Annotated in this window: 12 protein-coding genes, 3 pseudogenes and 1 riboswitch; of the genes and pseudogenes, 2 read left to right on the forward strand and 13 right to left on the reverse strand. The window is 59.3% G+C overall.

The annotated features are described in order from the left end of the window. Window positions 1–364: 364 nt before the first annotated feature. The 8 genes and pseudogenes from metE to AC3CCE_RS02555 all read right to left on the reverse strand — a co-directional run bounded on the left by metE (window position 365) and on the right by AC3CCE_RS02555 (window position 10,958). Window positions 365–2,716 carry a 5-methyltetrahydropteroyltriglutamate--homocysteine S-methyltransferase gene (metE, locus tag AC3CCE_RS02520; RefSeq protein WP_352627067.1) on the reverse strand — a complete coding sequence of 784 codons (2,352 nt, stop codon included), beginning with the start codon at window positions 2,714–2,716 and terminating at the stop codon, window positions 365–367. Window positions 2,717–2,810: 94 nt separating this feature from the next. Next, window positions 2,811–3,012, reverse strand: a riboswitch (cobalamin riboswitch). Window positions 3,013–3,781: 769 nt separating this feature from the next. Further along, window positions 3,782–4,651, reverse strand: a pseudogene (locus tag AC3CCE_RS02525) (alpha,alpha-trehalose-phosphate synthase (UDP-forming)). Between the two features lie 54 nt (window positions 4,652–4,705). After that, a complete protein-coding gene (locus AC3CCE_RS02530) occupies window positions 4,706–5,221 on the reverse strand; it encodes a hypothetical protein (RefSeq protein WP_352627071.1) in 516 nt (171 codons plus the stop codon). A 942-nt stretch (window positions 5,222–6,163) separates the two neighbouring features. Further along, window positions 6,164–7,156: an adenosine kinase gene (locus AC3CCE_RS02535; protein WP_352627073.1), complete on the reverse strand. Its 993-nt coding sequence runs from the start codon at window positions 7,154–7,156 to the stop codon at window positions 6,164–6,166. Window positions 7,157–7,257: 101 nt separating this feature from the next. Beyond that, window positions 7,258–8,433, reverse strand: a complete 1,176-nt coding sequence (gene metK / locus AC3CCE_RS02540; RefSeq protein WP_023822894.1) for a methionine adenosyltransferase — start codon at window positions 8,431–8,433, stop codon at window positions 7,258–7,260. A gap of 53 nt (window positions 8,434–8,486) precedes the next feature. Continuing rightward, entirely contained in the window at window positions 8,487–9,824 is a 1,338-nt protein-coding gene (locus AC3CCE_RS02545) for a serine hydroxymethyltransferase (RefSeq protein WP_352627076.1), read from the reverse strand. Between the two features lie 619 nt (window positions 9,825–10,443). After that, window positions 10,444–10,707: a recombinase family protein gene (locus AC3CCE_RS02550; protein ID WP_352627079.1), complete on the reverse strand. Its 264-nt coding sequence runs from the start codon at window positions 10,705–10,707 to the stop codon at window positions 10,444–10,446. A gap of 59 nt (window positions 10,708–10,766) precedes the next feature. Further along, window positions 10,767–10,958 (reverse strand): hypothetical protein, encoded by a 192-nt coding sequence (locus AC3CCE_RS02555; RefSeq protein ID WP_352627081.1) that lies wholly within the window; start codon window positions 10,956–10,958, stop codon window positions 10,767–10,769. Between the two features lie 222 nt (window positions 10,959–11,180). Here AC3CCE_RS02555 and AC3CCE_RS02560 point away from each other — a divergent pair, with 222 nt between their 5' ends. Together AC3CCE_RS02560 and AC3CCE_RS02565 are read left to right on the forward strand one after the other, a co-directional pair. Next, window positions 11,181–11,483: a hypothetical protein gene (locus AC3CCE_RS02560; RefSeq protein ID WP_023671839.1), complete on the forward strand. Its 303-nt coding sequence runs from the start codon at window positions 11,181–11,183 to the stop codon at window positions 11,481–11,483. Beyond that, window positions 11,480–11,956: a type II toxin-antitoxin system VapC family toxin gene (locus AC3CCE_RS02565; protein ID WP_352522156.1), complete on the forward strand. Its 477-nt coding sequence runs from the start codon at window positions 11,480–11,482 to the stop codon at window positions 11,954–11,956. The genes AC3CCE_RS02560 and AC3CCE_RS02565 overlap by 4 nt, the downstream gene beginning before the upstream one ends. Window positions 11,957–12,669: 713 nt before the next feature. Here the strand turns inward: AC3CCE_RS02565 and AC3CCE_RS02570 are convergent. The 5 genes and pseudogenes from AC3CCE_RS02570 to AC3CCE_RS02590 form a co-directional block, all read right to left on the reverse strand. After that, entirely contained in the window at window positions 12,670–13,164 is a 495-nt protein-coding gene (locus tag AC3CCE_RS02570) for a MaoC family dehydratase (protein ID WP_352627084.1), read from the reverse strand. Window positions 13,165–13,558: 394 nt separating this feature from the next. After that, window positions 13,559–13,828, reverse strand: coding sequence for a hypothetical protein (locus AC3CCE_RS02575; protein ID WP_352627086.1), 270 nt, complete (start codon window positions 13,826–13,828; stop codon window positions 13,559–13,561). Window positions 13,829–14,018: 190 nt separating this feature from the next. Continuing rightward, window positions 14,019–14,493 (reverse strand): annotated as a pseudogene (locus AC3CCE_RS02580) (thiamine phosphate synthase); the annotation flags it as partial. Window positions 14,494–14,514: 21 nt separating this feature from the next. Next, window positions 14,515–14,772, reverse strand: a pseudogene (locus tag AC3CCE_RS02585) (thiazole synthase); the annotation flags it as partial. An 18-nt stretch (window positions 14,773–14,790) separates the two neighbouring features. Next, window positions 14,791–15,933, reverse strand: a complete 1,143-nt coding sequence (locus AC3CCE_RS02590; RefSeq protein WP_352627088.1) for a porin — start codon at window positions 15,931–15,933, stop codon at window positions 14,791–14,793. Between the last annotated feature and the right edge of the window lie 91 nt (window positions 15,934–16,024).

Genomic DNA, 16,024 nt, shown 5'->3' on the forward strand with positions numbered 1-16,024 from the left:
CAGCAAGGCGGCCGTCACCGTGGGGATACCACTTCGCCCGTAGTCTGCGCGAATCAACTGGGGAAGCGGACAGCCGCGCAGCATCATGTATTGTCGCCGCCTGAGCGAACGCGCCAAGCAGTCGACTTGGAGAAACGACGTGTGTACGATTTGTTCGAGGCGCGGGGCCTGTATGTTCCCAAGGGCCAATACTATAGCGTAGTGTCACATTCATATTTCTGCGGGATGAGGACACGTGCCGAAGGCAAATCGCACATTTTCGCCGAGTGGCTTATTTCCAAGAGTGTGATCGGTTTGGCATATTCCCGGCCGCCGGCCGCCGGCCGCCGGCCGGCAACTCCCCACACGGTGAGGAAGAGAAGCCTCACGCCTGCACTTTCTGCCGGAGCGCGCGTGCTGCAGCGACCATGTTAATGAGGGCAGGGCGGACCTCCTCCCATTTGCGTGTTCTGAGGCCACAGTCCGGGTTTATCCACAGTTGGCCGTCGGACAGTCGCTCGCGGGCAAGCATGACTAAGTCCGAAATCTCACCGACTTCCGGGACGCGTGGTGAGTGAATATCATAGACGCCGGGACCAATTTCGTTCGGATATTTGGAGCTCGTGAAGGCGTCCAACAGTTCCATCTTCGAGCGCGACGTCTCAATCGAAATGACATCCGCATCCATTCCAGCGATCGCGTGAATGATCTCGTTGGACTCCGAATAGCACATGGGGGTATGAATTTGAGTCGCGTCCTTTACACCCGTTGAAGCGATCCGGAAGCATTCGACAGCCCAGTCGAGATAGACTTTCCAGTCAGATTGGCGCAGTGGCAATCCTTCGCGAAACGCGGCCTCATCGATCTGGACCATCCTTGCGCCGGACCTTTCGAGATCCGTCACTTCGTCGCGGATGGCGAGCGCGATCTGGCGGCAGGCTTCGAAGCGGGGTACGTCGTCGCGAACAAAAGACCAGTTGAGAATGGTGACTGGGCCTGTGAGCATTCCCTTCACGGGCTTTTCCGTAAGCGACTGGGCGAATTGCCACCAGCGCACTGTCATCGGATTGCGCCTCGATACGTCGCCGAATATGATGGGGGGACGCACGTAGCGCGACCCATAGCTTTGTACCCAGGCATGCTGGGTGAGCGCGAAGCCGGACAACTGCTCGCCGAAATGCTGTACCATGTCATTTCGCTCGAACTCACCGTGCACCAGCACGTCCAGCCCGATCTCTTCCTGCCAGCGAATTGCAGCCTCGATCTCCTTCTTCAGGAACGTCTCGTAGTCGACATAGCTCAGCTGGCCTTTCGCATGAGCGGCCCGCGCCTTGCGTACCTGCGGCGTCTGCGGGAAGGACCCGATGGTCGTCGTCGGGAACGGCGGCAGCCCGAGTAAGCCGGCTTGGACTCTGGAGCGCTCGCCAAAAGCGCTCTCTCGTCGCTTCGCGCTGTCCTCAATGCTAGCGATCCGCCCCTGAACAAGCGGGTCATGGATCCTCGTGGATGTCACGCGCGTGGCGGCAGCCTCGGCAGACGCTTTCAACGCGCCAGCCACCGCATCTCTGCCTTGGGACAGGGCCCGGGCCAGCAACACCAGCTCGTCGGTCTTCTGGGCCGCGAAGGCGAGCCACGACGTGATGTCCGCCTCGAGTTCCGTCTCCATGCGCAGGTCGATCGGCACATGCAGCATCGAGCAAGAAGGCGCGATCTCGACGCGGTCCAAGGGCCAGCCGGCGACGATCGGTTTGATGCGGTCGAGAATGGCGGGCAGGTTCGCACGCCAGACGTTGCGGCCGTCGATCAAGCCAAGCGAGAGCACCAGATCCTTCGGAGCGAGCCGACCCACCGTTTCCAGCTGCTCGGGAGCGCGCACGAGATCAATATGCAGCCCGGCCATGGGCAGAGAAACCGCGGTTTCGAGATTGTCTCCCAGCGGCCCGAAATACGTAGCCAGCATGATCTTCAGCTCGGGCGCGGCTTTCGACAGCTGGCCATAGGCGAACTCGAACGCAGCTCGTTCGTTGGAGTTCAGATCGAGGACAAGCGCTGGCTCGTCGATCTGCACCCAGTCGGCTCCCGACAGCTTCAGCCTCTGCAGGAGTTGCTCGTAAACGGGCAGCAGCCGCGGTAGGAGCGCGATGGGATCGAACCCTTCGGCAGGCGATTTCGCCAGCTTGAGGAAGGTGATGGGTCCAAGGATGACTGGGCGTGTGTGAATGCCGAGAGCTTTGGCCTCGAGGAAGTAATCGACGGGTCTCGTCGACGAGAGGGCGAACGTCTGATCATCATCCAGTTCCGGCACAATGTAGTGGTAGTTTGTGTCAAACCACTTGGTCATTTCCATCGCGGTTACACCGGGCCCATGGGCCGCCTCCTGGTGACCAGCGTGTGCACAATCCTCCGTCTGACCCTGGTTGCCGCGCGCCATTGCGAAGTAGATGTCAAGTGGGACCTCGCCGCTATTCCAGCCGTAACGGGAGGGAATGGCGCCGACCATGGCTGCGGTGTCGAGCACATGGTCGTAAAGCGAGAAGTCGTTAGACGGAATTTTCGACACGCCGCGATCGCGCTGCTCTTCCCAGCTAGCGGCACGGAGCGCCTTATACGTCGTGAGAAGGTCGCCAGCGGACGATGTTCCGGACCAGTAGCTTTCAAGCGCGAATTTCAGTTCTCGCCGACGACCGAAGCGCGGCACGCCGAGCGTTGCTACAGGAATTTGCTGAGAGACAGTCATGCATACCCCGATGATTGGGGCGTCGGTGACAAGGAAGGCGCTAGCAGGCCGGCACCAACGCCGGGTTGCAGCGGCCACCGAGACACCCCGCCCGTGGACGTAGTTCGCCGTGGCAGGTCTCCTGGCTCGCGGGGTCCTAGCCTCTACCCGCCTTCCCGAGGGTATTCGCCTCAGTGACATGAGTGGGGTTGGCTCGCCGCTAACAGTTGCGGGGGCAGCGCCGGCATCGCACCGGCTTCCCTCTTAGCTTCGCTGCGGCAGCGCCGCACGCGAGAACCACGACACGCAGACAATCACAACAATCCGCTCTCTTGTCATGACGCATAACGAAACGTTTATGTCGTTATGTGATCGCGCTTTTACGCTTGTCTAACATTGTGAAATATTCAGTCGCCCATTGCCGGCGCTGCTCCGCTGCCACCATTGTCCAACTAATGGATCCCTGTCGGGCTGCGACATCCCTCGCAGGTCGCCGATGAAGGATTTCGGACAAGACTTCAAGCGGGTGACAACGTCGTTAGAATGCAGAAGATCGCATTAGTGGTGATGTTTAACGATGCGGCCGCAAGCCGTGCGTGCGTGGCAGAAGCCGTTTTCTCGGAGTGAGCGCCAAACCCTGGTCCGAGGGGAAATGGCACGCCAGTCGTCATCACGGGTGACTAGGCAATCGTGATGACTGCGCTCGGCGGCAAGAGACCACACTTACGGAGCCTGGCCCAAGGGTCTGATGCAAAGCCCGACTGTGGTCCCGATAAGCCGCTTAAGCCGCATTCAGGCGGTAAGTATAAGTATCTCTCTCTCCAAGCGCTCGGCATTGAGGGATGCGCAAATGCAGGCAAAGCTCGCGTGCTTCATCTTCTGCATCATACGATCGGCATGACCCAGTTTTTATCCAGTGCACGCGTCAGCGCGGTGTGCAATTCTGGCTCGGTCCGATACGAAGGCATTTGGGCCTCGCTGATCCAGCCCAAGCCAACATAGTGGAAGTGATCCGCAGGGACCGTAACCCGGCTGCTGTCCAGTTGCCGAACGAAGTCCGCTGACCAATGGTGGATTGTATACGCTTCAAGTTTGTCCATCATCCTCCGCCAGCGTTGGATGCGTTCTTCGCGCGGCATGCTGGCCGCTCTTGAGATCGCGGTAGCTATGTAGCCTCGGATTTACCAGCAGGGCGTCCTCGCCGAAGTCTTCGGCCGCGCCGGCAAACTTCGATAACACCAGAAGGCCAGGGTCGCTCGGATCTTGTGCAGCAATGTATTCTTTCGCCACAAGATTCATGCCATCGCGCAACGGCGTCACAACGCAAACACGCGCGGCTCTGTAAAGACCCGCGATCTCAGCTTGGGTGAACGACCTGTTCTCATAGATAATCGGCATCTACTCGTCCGTGCCATGCCGGTTGTTGACTTGATTGACGAGTCTTTCGACGTCGCGCCGATATTCGCTGTACGCTTGGATGTCGGCACGTGAGGGAGTTGCGATTTGCAAGAGCGAGACACGTTGCGGCTCGACTGCCAGCAGATCGAAAGCTTTAATCCGATTGTCGATGCCCTTGGTGTGGTCGAGCCGATCGACGCCGATAAGTAGCTTTGCTCTACCAAGTTTCAACTGCGAAATGTAGGCTTTCTGCGCCTCAAGCGAACCTGCGGCACACTGTTCGAATTGCTTCGGATCGATACCTATAGGAAACTATTGGCATTGCGTCTGGCCATGGTCCGAGAAAACGACCCCGTCCTTGCTCTCCAGACCCAAATGAGATTGGACACAGGCGAGGAAATTGCTCACATCACGGTCGGTCTGGAAACCGAGCAGATCATACTCGAGCATACATTTCATTAGCTCGCCAGAATTGGGCACGCGCTCCATCATGTCAGACTCCGGCCACGGCGTATGCAGGAAATGGCCGATCGGCCTGTCAATGCCGAGTTTGTGCAAATCAGCGCCGAGCGGCAGGAAATGATAGTCATGAACCCAGTAGACTGCGTTATTTCACAATTCGGACACCGCGCGCGCCATGAAGGCATTGACGTCGCGATAACTTTTATAATCCACTTCCGAGCCTGAGATCCGGTCGGGCAGCGAGTGGAGCGCCGGCCACAATATTGAATTTGCGAAACCTTGATAGTACCGAGGATAGTCCGCTGCCGGCCCATCGAGCCACCCGATTTGACCTTTGCCACGCTGCACGAGGGGCACCTGTTGCTTATTGCCGTCGCCAAGATGTTCGGAAAAACCTACCCAGACCGCGCCGGAACGCTCCACAACGCACTCCAGGGCCGCCGAAAGCCCGCCTGTCTTGGGCTGATCAGAATTGACGGTCGCACCGCGGTTGGAAATTGCGATAAGACTCCTATGTGGCTGCTGGGCCGCCGTGTTGAAGCGCTGGTCTGCGGCTGAGACAACAGGACGGGACGGGCCAACTTCGATTTGTTGTTCTCGCTCCTGTGGCAAGTCTCTCAGGGGTTGTTCAAAAGCGATTGGTTCGTGAACAGCCCGGTTTGCCATGTGAGGTTCCGGCGCGGCGAGTTGGCGTTGTTCAATGCATCCATTTCAAGCCTCGGTTGAATATTTCCCCCAGATGGAGCAACTGGAATTCCAAATTGGCACACCCCCTGCTGACGAGAATCTGACGAGCGTCGGAGCCAGTGGCGACGGATTGTCGCGTTTCGGCTTCGGCGCCCTCAAGAACCTGCTTATCGCGAAAAATAGCTGGCGACGCGATCGAGCGGACCGTGCTTGCGGTAATTGTCGATTGTTCGGATAAGAGATACACCCAGTAGGTGCCAGCACCTGTTGAAATGAACTGAAACTATGTCGCTGCCGCCAAGGCTGCCCGGCCCGTGATGCGATTCTGCGTCTGCCGAAGAGCTTTGACACGGAGATCGGAGAGGGCGGGATAGTCCCTTTCCGCCCGTCAGGGTCCGTTTTATCGCAATCCCTTCCTCGTTGCCCTCAACGATCCCAAAATCGTGGAAGCCAGACCGCGATGCCTAGGTTCGGATGTGTGAAATACCAGCTAGGCGAGCACTTCCTAATATCCGCGGAATGCCGGGCTTCACATCAGGCGCCTCGTCGAGATTGACGAAGATGAAGTCTTGCTGCCAATTCCGCTGGTCCCATACCAATGGCTAACCAGTCTGCCCGCATTCGGCATCGTGGGACGTGATCGCAAGTCAAGTGCTCCGACGGACGCCGCGAGTTCTCCGTTACCTCAGGAACCTTACTGGCCTTCCCCAAGCTGAGCTTCTGGAAAATGCTGGTGACGATCTGGATGACGGTGAATGCCGTCATGGCAAGCACGCCTTGCACCGCTCCTCCAGCGAGCTTCACGGCAGCAGCATGGGTCAGTTCTCCGAAGCGAATGGCTGTCGCTATCAGCGAGCTTTGACACAGTTCCGCCACTGCGGTTATCGCGTCAGTAGGGCGGCTGGTTAGTTGCCCGCGCATCTACAGCAACCCAGCCCATTCCGCCTCGCGGCGCAAATTCTGCCTTGGCCTTGGGCCGATCTGCTGGATCACCAGGCCGGCCGCCAGCGAGCCGAGATCGCCGCAATCCTTCAGGCTGCGCCCGCTCGTATAGCCATAGAGGAAACCGGCGGCGTAGAGGTCGCCGGCGCCGGTGGTGTCGACCAGCTCGCGGATCGCCGTTGCCTGGATGGTGACGGTCTCCTCGCCACGCACGATCACCGAGCCTTTTTCGGACCGGGTGACGGCGGCAATCTTGCAGTCCTTGCGGATCTGAGCCAGCGCCTCGTCGAAGGATTTTGTCTGGTAGAGCGACTTGATCTCGTGGCTGTTGGCAAAGACGATGTCGACAGTGCCCGAGCGCATCAGCTCGAGGAACTCGTCCCGGTAGCGGTCGACGCAGAACGAATCCGACAAAGTCATCGACACTTCGCGTCCGGCCTCGTGTGCGAGCTTCGCCGTCTGCCGGATCGCCTCCTTGGCGCGCGGCGGATCCCACAAATAGCCCTCGAAATAGGTAACCTTGGCGCCTGACGCCTTGTCGGCCTCGACGTCTTCCGGCCCGAGTTCGATGCAGGCGCCGAGATAGGTGTTCATCGAACGCTCGCCATCGGGGGTGACGAAGATCATCGATCGCGCTGTCGGCGGCTGGCCCTCAAGCGGCCTGGTGTCGAAGGCAACGCCCTGGGCATGGATGTCATGCGCGTAGATTTCGCCGAGCGGATCGTTCGACACCTTGCCGAAGAACGCGGCGCGGCCGTCGAAGCTGGCGATGCCGGCGGCGGTATTGCCGGCGCTGCCGCCGGAGGCCTCGATCGCCGGCCCCATGCGGCTGTAGAGCAGCTCGGCGCGCTTGGTATCGATGAGGTTCATCGCACCCTTGATGATGCCGTTGGTCTCGAGAAAAGCGTCGTCGCACTGGGCGATGATGTCGACAATGGCATTGCCGATGCAAAGCACGTCATAATCGGGCATCAATGTCTCCGCCAAAAAACCCGAACCGGCTTCTCGTCACGCCTGCCAGGCGCGGGTCCGCGGTGGGAATGGGCTTTCCGCTTGTCATCCGTTCGCCGGTCTCACGGGGCGGCGAGTCCTGCCTCGCGACGCAATTCGTCTGCCCTGTCTGTCTTCTCCCAGGTGAAATCAGGCTCTTCACGGCCGAAATGGCCATAGGTCGCTGTATTGCGGTATATAGGGCGTAAGAGATCGAGCATCTTGATAATGCCTTTCGGTCTGAGATCGAACAACTCAAGAATGAGGCGCTCGATCCTGCTTTCCTCAACCCTGGCTGTCCCGAACGTGTTGACCATGACGGAAACCGGACTGGCCACGCCGATTGCGTAAGCAAGCTGCACCTCGCACACGTCTGCAAGTCCGCTAGCGACGATGTTCTTTGCGACATAGCGGGCCGCATAGGCAGCTGAGCGGTCAACCTTGGACGGGTCCTTGCCCGAGAAGGCGCCGCCGCCATGACGACCCATCCCGCCATAGGAATCGACGATGATCTTGCGTCCAGTGAGACCGCAGTCGCCGCGCGGCCCGCCCACTACGAATCGCCCCGTCGGATTGACCAGAATTCTGATATCCTTGGTGTCCAGGTGGGTCGGCAGGACAGGCTTTATGATTTCCTCAATGACGCCCTCGCGGACAGTCTCTTGCGAGACCTGCTCGTCATGTTGCGTCGACACGACGATGGTATCCAGAGCGACAGGGCGCAACCCCTCATAGCGCACTGAGACTTGGGATTTCATGTCAGGACGCAACCAGCCAAGCTGTTGTGCCTTCCGGACATACGCCTGCCGTTTCGTCAAGCGATGAGCGAGCTGGATCGGCAAAGGCATCAGGGTATCGGTTTCGCGGCATGCGTAGCCGAACATGAGGCCCTGATCTCCCGCTCCCTGCTGGAGGTCTTGCCCTCTTCCCTCGTCAACGCCTTGGCTGATGTCGGGCGACTGCTCGGTGAGGGCATGAACGACGGAGCAACGCCGGCCGTCAAAGCCGACGGCCTCGTCGTCGTACCCAATGTCGAGAATCGTATCACGCGCAACTTGGCTATAATCGACCTGGGCATCGCTGGTAATCTCGCCAGCCAGAACGACTATCCCTGATTTTACCAACGCTTCACAGGCGACGCGCGCCTTGGGATCTGTGCGGAGGATGGCATCGAGGATGGCATCCGAGATGTTGTCAGCCAACTTATCCGGGTGCCCCGCGCCAACCGATTCGGAAGAGAACACGAACTGCCTAGCCATGAATACCTCGCTTCGGATGTTGTATGTGGTATGGGCATTTTGCTTGGCCCACCTTACTTGTCGGAGATGCCCGGGACCTCGAACGCAGTGCACAAGTCGGCAACGTCTCTTCGCACACCGGCATGGAGATCTTCGTCGTCTGGCCGCTGGAGGACGGAGTCAACGAAGCCAGCAATTTGCTCCATTTCCACATCGCGCATGCCCATTGACGTCACTGCTGGCGCCCCCAGGCGAATTCCGCTTGTGACCGCCGGATCCCGCGGGTCGCCCGGCACCATATTAAAGTTGGTGATGATTCCTGCCTTTGCTAGTCGCTCGGCATAGGCCTTGCCCGATAGTGGCCGATTGCGAAGATCAAGGATCAGCATGTGATTGTCCGTCCCCCCGGTAACCAGGTCATAACCTCGCTCAAGCAGTGCAACTGCCAGAGCCTTGGCATTCTTGACCGTCTGTTGGCCGTAGCTTCGGAAGGACGGGTTCGCGGCTTCGTGCAAGGCAACCGCTAGCGCAGCGATGGCATTCATGTGAGGCCCGCCTTGCAGGTGAGGGAAGACCGCCCGGTCTATTCGTCTGGCGAGATTGTATTTGCTCTTTGTATGATACAGGGCCTGATAGCGATCTTCGTTCCTTGACAAAATGAAGCCACCGCGGGGACCGCGGATCGACTTATGGGACGTGCTGCTGACCACGTCGCAATGGCCCACGGGATTCGGGTGCGCTCCCGCGGCAATCAGGCCGCTGATGTGCGCAATGTCGGCTACGAGATAGGAGTTCGCTTCCAGGGCAATTTCTGCCATTGCCGCGTAGTCAAAGACACGCGGGTAAGCAGTTCCGCCGACCCAGATGAGCCGCGGCCGTTCCCGCTTGGCTGTCTCGCGCAAGCGGTCATAGTCAATCTGCTGTGTCGTTTCATCCAACCCATAGGGGACGCGTTGATAGTCAGTACCGGAAAAGTTGATGGCCCAACCATGAGTCAGATGGCCCCCTTCCGGAAGGGGCAAGCCCATGACTTTGTCACCGGGACTCAAAAGCGCACGATAGACAGCCTGGTTGGCCGGCGAGCCGGAATAAGGCTGGACGTTGGCATGCTCGCTGCCAAATAGTGTTTTCAAGCGCTCAATGGCTAGCTTCTCAAGCTCATCAACGATCTCGTTTCCAGCGTAGTAGCGCGCACCGGGGTACCCCTCGGCGTACTTGTTCGTGAAAATCGAGCCGTTCGCTTCCAGCACGGCCGAGGACGCAAAGTTCTCTGAGGCGATGAGCTTGAAGGTCGTCCGCTCCTGCCGCTCCTGTCTCAGAAGCAGCTCGTGGACGCGGCAATCAACCGCGGCCAAGGAAGACCGCCCGTGGGTGTCCGGCTGTGCGATCGCGCCGTCTGCGGAGTTGTCCATCGTAGCTTCGCGCTCCAATTGGATTGACCTATTTCACGATCAAGCACGCGGTCCCTTTCGGCCGCGTGTCTCGTACCGCTTCGAGCCGCTGCAGGTCCTGTTTATGATAGCCGTCGCGATGGGGCAGGAGATCGACCAATAATTGAACCAGCCCGCCGTCGTTGGATCCTGCGTTGAGATGGTACGAGCGCCACGGAGGCTGTTCGTTGCAGCAAAGAAAGTCGGCTCTGGCGAGCAGCCGGACGTGTCGCGCAACCCGCTCTCGACACACGCTCAGAATCTCCGCTAGCTCGCAGACAGTTAGGTCCGCATGCGCACAAAGGCCCAGGATTCGAAGGCGGTCAGGATGCGCTGCCATGCGTAGGCGACTAACCAGTGTCATCATGGCTCAGGACCAAGTCCTACCGAATTTCTCATTCGCGTCCTCCACAGAAGTCGCAGCTTTTGAAGGTTGTCCAACGACCGGACAAATCTCGGTGGCTGTGGCGACTGCCGATATCGCCCTGTCGAACAACAAAGGGCGTTCTTTTGCCTTTAGCCGAAATTGCAAGCAGTTCGGCCAGTCGAAGACAAGCGGGGCCACGGTTTGGAACCACTGACCTCAGACGTTGCAATAAGCCTACCATTCACAGCGAGCCGGAGTTGCTAAGAGTCTATGAATTTCCTTGAAGGATCTGTTGCAACGTTTGCCCGGCCTGGCCTGCTCCCGGTTTGCAGCGGTCATGGTCAGGCGATCCATCGCCTCTGCGAGCACGATCAGGAATTTGCCCTGCATCGCATCGCTGATCAGCTCCTGAAGGCCGGGACGCAACAGCGACCCGCCGCAGATCGCGCGGTGGGTATTGCTGTCGACGACTGTCCAGCCTTGCTTTTCAGCACGCAAGCAAGCGAGCGCCAAGCGCGACCTTCATGAGGCGGCCCCTTACTCCGGGACGCGGTTACTCAACTGACAATCACCGAGACGCCTCGATCGAGGATCAGTTGCGGCTCTGCTTCTCGCGTCTGGCTATCCGTTTCGGCTTGAACGAAATCCCGTGCGGCCTGTCGTGCCAGCAGCCGGACCAGATTGACGAAGCGTCGATCGGGCTTCGGCGACGCAGACACAGCCGATTCGCGGGCCGCGCCGGCGACCACACGAAGCTTTTCGGCTGTTGCCGTTTCGGCGCGCTATGATCGCGTTCCTGTCCTGACGCGAAATACTCCGTTTCGCGACAATGATGCCAAGTCAGTGCTTCGACAAGCTGGAATTCTATCAATAACGCGCGTCGCGCAGGAACCAGTGCTGGCCGATGACGGGGCACCTTGTGCTCCGAAGAAGCCATGGCTATATATCCGGATAGAGAACGGAGGCACGCGATGGGCAACACTGCACAGAAGAGAGCCATCGAGAATTATCGCTCTCGCCTGGCTGAGCGCGGCATCGCGCGGTTCGAGATCCAGGCGTTCGACGCAGACCGCGATCTACTGCGAACTCTTGCCCGAAAATTAACGGAGAGCGGGCCGGATGCCCGACAGCTTCGTCGGACCATACAGCAAGCCGTGGCGGGTGAGCCACCGAAAGCGGGCAGCATTCTCGCCGCGTTGCGTCGCTCGCCTCTGGTTGGCTCCAATCTCGACCTCAGCCGGCCGCGCGAAGAGGGGCGCAAGATCGACCTGTGACGCGCTACCTTCTTGATACCAATATCATCAGCAACGTCATAAAGCCGGAGCCTTCGGGCTCGTTGCTGGCCTGGATGGGCGCGCAGAAGGACGAAGACCTCTTCATTGCTTCGCTTACTGTCGCCGAAATTCGCCGAGGCATCCTAGAGAAGCCGAAGGGGAAAAAGCGCAGCAGCCTTGAAACTTGGTTCGAGGGCTCCGAAGGCCCGCAAGCGCTGTTCGCTGGCCGCGTGCTATCGTTCGACGAGAAAGCTGGCCTCGTGTGGGCGCGGCTGATGGCCAACGGCAAAGCCAGAGGCCGTTCGCGGAGCGCCCTAGACACAATCATTGCCGCTGTAGCCGAAGCCAACGAGTGTGTCGTAGTGACCGATAATGAAAAGGACTTCGAGGACGTTCAGATAATCAACCCGCTCCGTAGCTCTGGAAGCCAAGCGGGTGATGATAGCTCCAACGGTCCGGCCGATACAATTTGAGGATTTCAGCGCACGGAGTCCGAACGTCTCGTGTTCGCCTACCTTTAGCGATGGCTGGATTGATCTTGCTTAGTTCGGCCAGGGCGTCTCTTCCAGTTCCGCTTTAATGCCATCCCGGTTCATCTAGTCAGCTCGACACTCGATCTCGCCTTCGAAGGCCTTTCGCCAAACGCCGCTGTAGTTGATCCCGCGTGCGGCTGGGGGGCCCTCATCGAGGCTTTCTCGCGACTGGTCTGGCGCGCTACCAATGGCAAGTTCGCCCGCCGGGAACTTGTCGGTCTGTACTCCCAGCTCTGGGCGTCTACATCAACTGCGGAGCTCTTGCCATAGCCGTGTTCTGCCTTTAGCTGGCAGCTCTCGAGCTCGACGAGCAGCCGATCAGCGACACCCGCGACCCTCAAGTTCGACCCGGTTGACTCGATAACACCCTATTGGCAGTTTCAGTCCGGGAGGATCTGCCCACTCCGATCAAAAGCCGATCTTTCGACCCCGTGGTTGGGAATTCTCCATGAACCTTCGTGAAGAAGGAATGCAGCGTCGAAAGCCGAAGCGCTTCCGATACATCGACGCCTCTTCCGAGACGGAGCCCCGTTTAGGCATTCCTGCCACTCTATTTAGCCGACCCCCGTGGCCGCGTTGCCGATCGGTGCGCACTGGTCGCCTACATCGCCCCGGCAGGTGAAGATCGTCTCTGCTGACGCTCGTTGAGCAATTCACGCCGCCTCCGGCTGGCGCTTGATCAGCGTCAGCGTCAACCAGCGCGCGGTCAGCGCCGGCTTTTTCGCGCCCTCGATCTCAATCGTCACGCCCAGCGCCGTCTGCACCCAGCCCGACGGCCTGACCTTGACGTCGGCCAGTACGAAACGGGTGCGGATGCGAGATCCGGTTTTCACCGGCGCCAGGAAGCGCAGCGATTCGAAGCCATAGTTGACACCCATCTTGCTGTTTTCGAGCGGCCGCATGGTCTCGAAAGTCATCGCCGACAAAAGCGAAAGCGACAGGAAGCCATGTGCGATGGTGCCGCCGAACGGCGTCTCGCGCTTGGCGCGCTCCGGATCGCAGTGGATGAACTGGCGGTCATCGGTGGCCTCGGCGAACTGGTCGATCATCCGCTGCGAGACCACCCGCCACGGCGACACGCCGACTTCCTTGCCGACGCCGGCCAGAAGCTCGTTGAGACTGATCGGTTCCAAGCTAATGTCCTCCATTTCAACTGTCCGAAGCGCGAGCGGCTTCATTCCGAACAGTGTCAGCCCATGCTGACTGCCGGCCATCCATCGGCAGGATGGCGCCGGTGAGATGACTGCCGTCACGGCTGCACGAATAGAACGTTCCGCCGGCAATCTCATTCGGCGCACCGATGCGGCCGATCCGAACATGGCCGCAGACGGGCTGGCTTGTACCTCGTTCGCGGTGCGCGTCCTACAGGCCACCGAAAACAGCTCGTCTTGCTACCGGTGATCATTCCGCCGGCGCGGCTATGCGGTATTGTCGCACATTGATAAAATCAATTGTCTGGATAGTAACCATCCGTCTTTCGAATTTGGAGGAGTCCAGCAGACGGGGTGGCTTGTGGTCCTTGTTGAAGTGCGCCGGCCTCATTCACCAGTAGCACTGAGCCGGCAAGAAGCGCCAGTTCAATGACATTGGGTGACACGGCAAAGCGGCATCAGATGCTACTTCATGATGCGGGATGGCGCTTGCTTCAAGCACCGCTCGGCCTGACGTGGAGGCCAGCACCGGATCCGGATTGTCGGTATGCGGGGATATTCGCGCAGCACAGCGGCAACCGCAGCGACGATCGATCTCAGCCGTTGCGAGCATGCCGATCTTGGTGGCGGCCACTCTGTTAGGCTGAAGCGTAGCGCGCATCTGATCCGCCACCAGACCGGGTTGCGTAACTTGGATTTCCTGGCGTGTTCATGGGTTTGCACCGTCAGCGCGCTGACAGCAAGGCAGGTGCGCACGCTTATGGAAGCGATCGTCTCGATCTCACGGGCAATTCCAGCCCCACCGCTGGAGCCTGACCCGACAGCAACGAGCACATGCGGTCCTCGCCTCGGCGCCATTGCTCTGTCTTTCGATCCTTCTCGCGTGCGCGCTTCTGGGGCGTCGTTCAGCGCAAAGTTGGTGACCACGGCTGCGCTTTCCGCGCCAGCCTCGAAAAACGCCTTCGAGACGGTCAGGTTGAGGCCGCCGATCGAGACCAATGGGATCGGCGCGATGGGCCGAGCGCCACATACTCCGGTTCGGCCACTGGCGCCGTTTCCAGTTCGGTGTGATCGTGGATCGACAGGCCGAGCTTCAATCCGACGTATTTCATCGTCAGCATCGGCGGCAGCCGAATCTTTTGACCAAGATGGACGAAGTCGCAGCCTTCCTCGATTGCCGTGCGCCAATTGTCGTTGACTCACTTGGCAACCATGGACCGCGCAGGCGTCGTTCGCGCGGCGGATTTCCGTCTGCAGTCCTTTCTCGTCCATATCCTTTATCCGGAGCTGCACCAGACTCACGCCGAGCGGCACCAGCCGGTCAATCGAGCCGGCACGTCCACGACTTCATGAGAAGACGGCCCTGCCGATCGTCGATGGGTAGCGCGGTCGAGCATTCCCGAGCTGAAAGCGTCACCACCGGCATCGACCGCTTTGCCGAACGCACGCGCCATGCCGACCGGATCGGCCGCCCTCGGGACCGCCGTGGAGCACGGCGTCAAACCCGAGCTCCATGACGGTCGCCGCGTACGACGGCCGTCCGAGCCGTGCATCCACAATCAACGGGATGTAGGGCGAATGTCCGCGCATCAACTGGACCTCGGAGCTCAACGCGTCATCGCATTAGAATGAGCGTTCGAAACGCAGGATACCGCCGACACTGCTCTTCTTGTTGGCATTGGTCCAGTTCACTTCGGAAGCTTTCACCTTTCCGACGGCGGAGCCTCCGAAGCGGCCATAGTCGAGTTCAGCCGTAACTGTGAAATCTGGAAGGAACGCATAGGCGACGTTCGCAGCGACACCATAGTTCTTGAGCTGATCACCCGAGAGCTGAAGGTTGAACGAAGCTGACTCGGTGAGCTCGTAAGCGGCGCCAGCCCAGAAAGCCCAGTTCCCGCCCCAAGGTTTATAGAAACCGCGACCATGAGCGTCTACCGAATTCGTCGAGCCGTAGTTGAGCTGGCCATGGGAAGCGTAGCCGAACATTCCGGATAGCAACAGTTCGTTGGTGACATTGATGTCGACACGGACCTTGGCGGCCACCGATTCGTAGTTGCTATCATAAGCTGCAACGCCGGTGATCGCTCCCCAGCCATGTGCGTATTTCAAGCCGCCTACCATGTGGGGAGCGTAGCTGTCGATTGTGCCGACCACGTCCGAGCCTTGTTCCAGCGAAACCACGGCCGAAAAGCCGTTCCCTGCGTCCAAGTAGTACTGAACCACATTGGTATCGAAAGCGCCGTACGGAGCCGGCGTCTGGTTCAGTACATCACCCGCGCAGCCAATAAACATGTCGAAAGCCGACCGGTCCTTACCAACTCGCAGGCCACCAAGCTGAATCCAGGCGACAGTCAGGCTGCTGCCTCCGTTCAAGGCATAGGACCGAGAACTGTCCGAAACCGATGTCTGGTGGCTGCCGAAGTTCACGCGGGTTTCGGTGTAGGTCTTCAACGTCCCGCGTTCGGTCTCCTGGCCGGTCCAGGTTTTTAATGTGAAGCGTGTGTTGTTTTGCCACGCGCTCTGATGCTCACCAGTCCTCACATCCGAGGTTCTTGAGTGGTCAAACAATCCGACGTTGTAACGGACAGAGCCGCCGATTCGCAGGCAGGTCTCGGTGCCTGAAATGTAGACGTAGCCCGAGCCGTAGACGTTGCAGATCTTGACGTACTCAGTCGGGTCAGGCTCGGCGGCGGTGGTGACGGCGCGAGCGTTGGAAACGGCAATCAGTGCCGCAGTTGAGCCGAGGAGGAGGCTCCTAATGGTCATTGTCGATCTCCGCTTTATAATAAAGTGATGGACGAGAGTGGTTCTGTGAACAACTTTGAAACGCGCGCAGTTTTGCTGCGCCGTCAGCTAA

It is taken from the genome of Mesorhizobium sp. P160187 (genome assembly GCF_057766425.1).

Coding starts and splice junctions, on each gene's coding strand:
- metE (WP_352627067.1), bottom strand. CDS start 2,716: ATGACTGTCTCTCAGCAAATTCCTGTAGCAACGCTCGGCGTGCCGCGC.
- AC3CCE_RS02530 (WP_352627071.1), bottom strand. CDS start 5,221: ATGGCAAACCGGGCTGTTCACGAACCAATCGCTTTTGAACAACCCCTG.
- AC3CCE_RS02535 (WP_352627073.1), bottom strand. CDS start 7,156: ATGCCCGATTATGACGTGCTTTGCATCGGCAATGCCATTGTCGACATC.
- metK (WP_023822894.1), bottom strand. CDS start 8,433: ATGGCTAGGCAGTTCGTGTTCTCTTCCGAATCGGTTGGCGCGGGGCAC.
- AC3CCE_RS02545 (WP_352627076.1), bottom strand. CDS start 9,824: ATGGACAACTCCGCAGACGGCGCGATCGCACAGCCGGACACCCACGGG.
- AC3CCE_RS02560 (WP_023671839.1), top strand. CDS start 11,181: ATGGGCAACACTGCACAGAAGAGAGCCATCGAGAATTATCGCTCTCGC.
- AC3CCE_RS02570 (WP_352627084.1), bottom strand. CDS start 13,164: ATGGAGGACATTAGCTTGGAACCGATCAGTCTCAACGAGCTTCTGGCC.
- AC3CCE_RS02575 (WP_352627086.1), bottom strand. CDS start 13,828: ATGCGCGCTACGCTTCAGCCTAACAGAGTGGCCGCCACCAAGATCGGC.
- AC3CCE_RS02590 (WP_352627088.1), bottom strand. CDS start 15,933: ATGACCATTAGGAGCCTCCTCCTCGGCTCAACTGCGGCACTGATTGCC.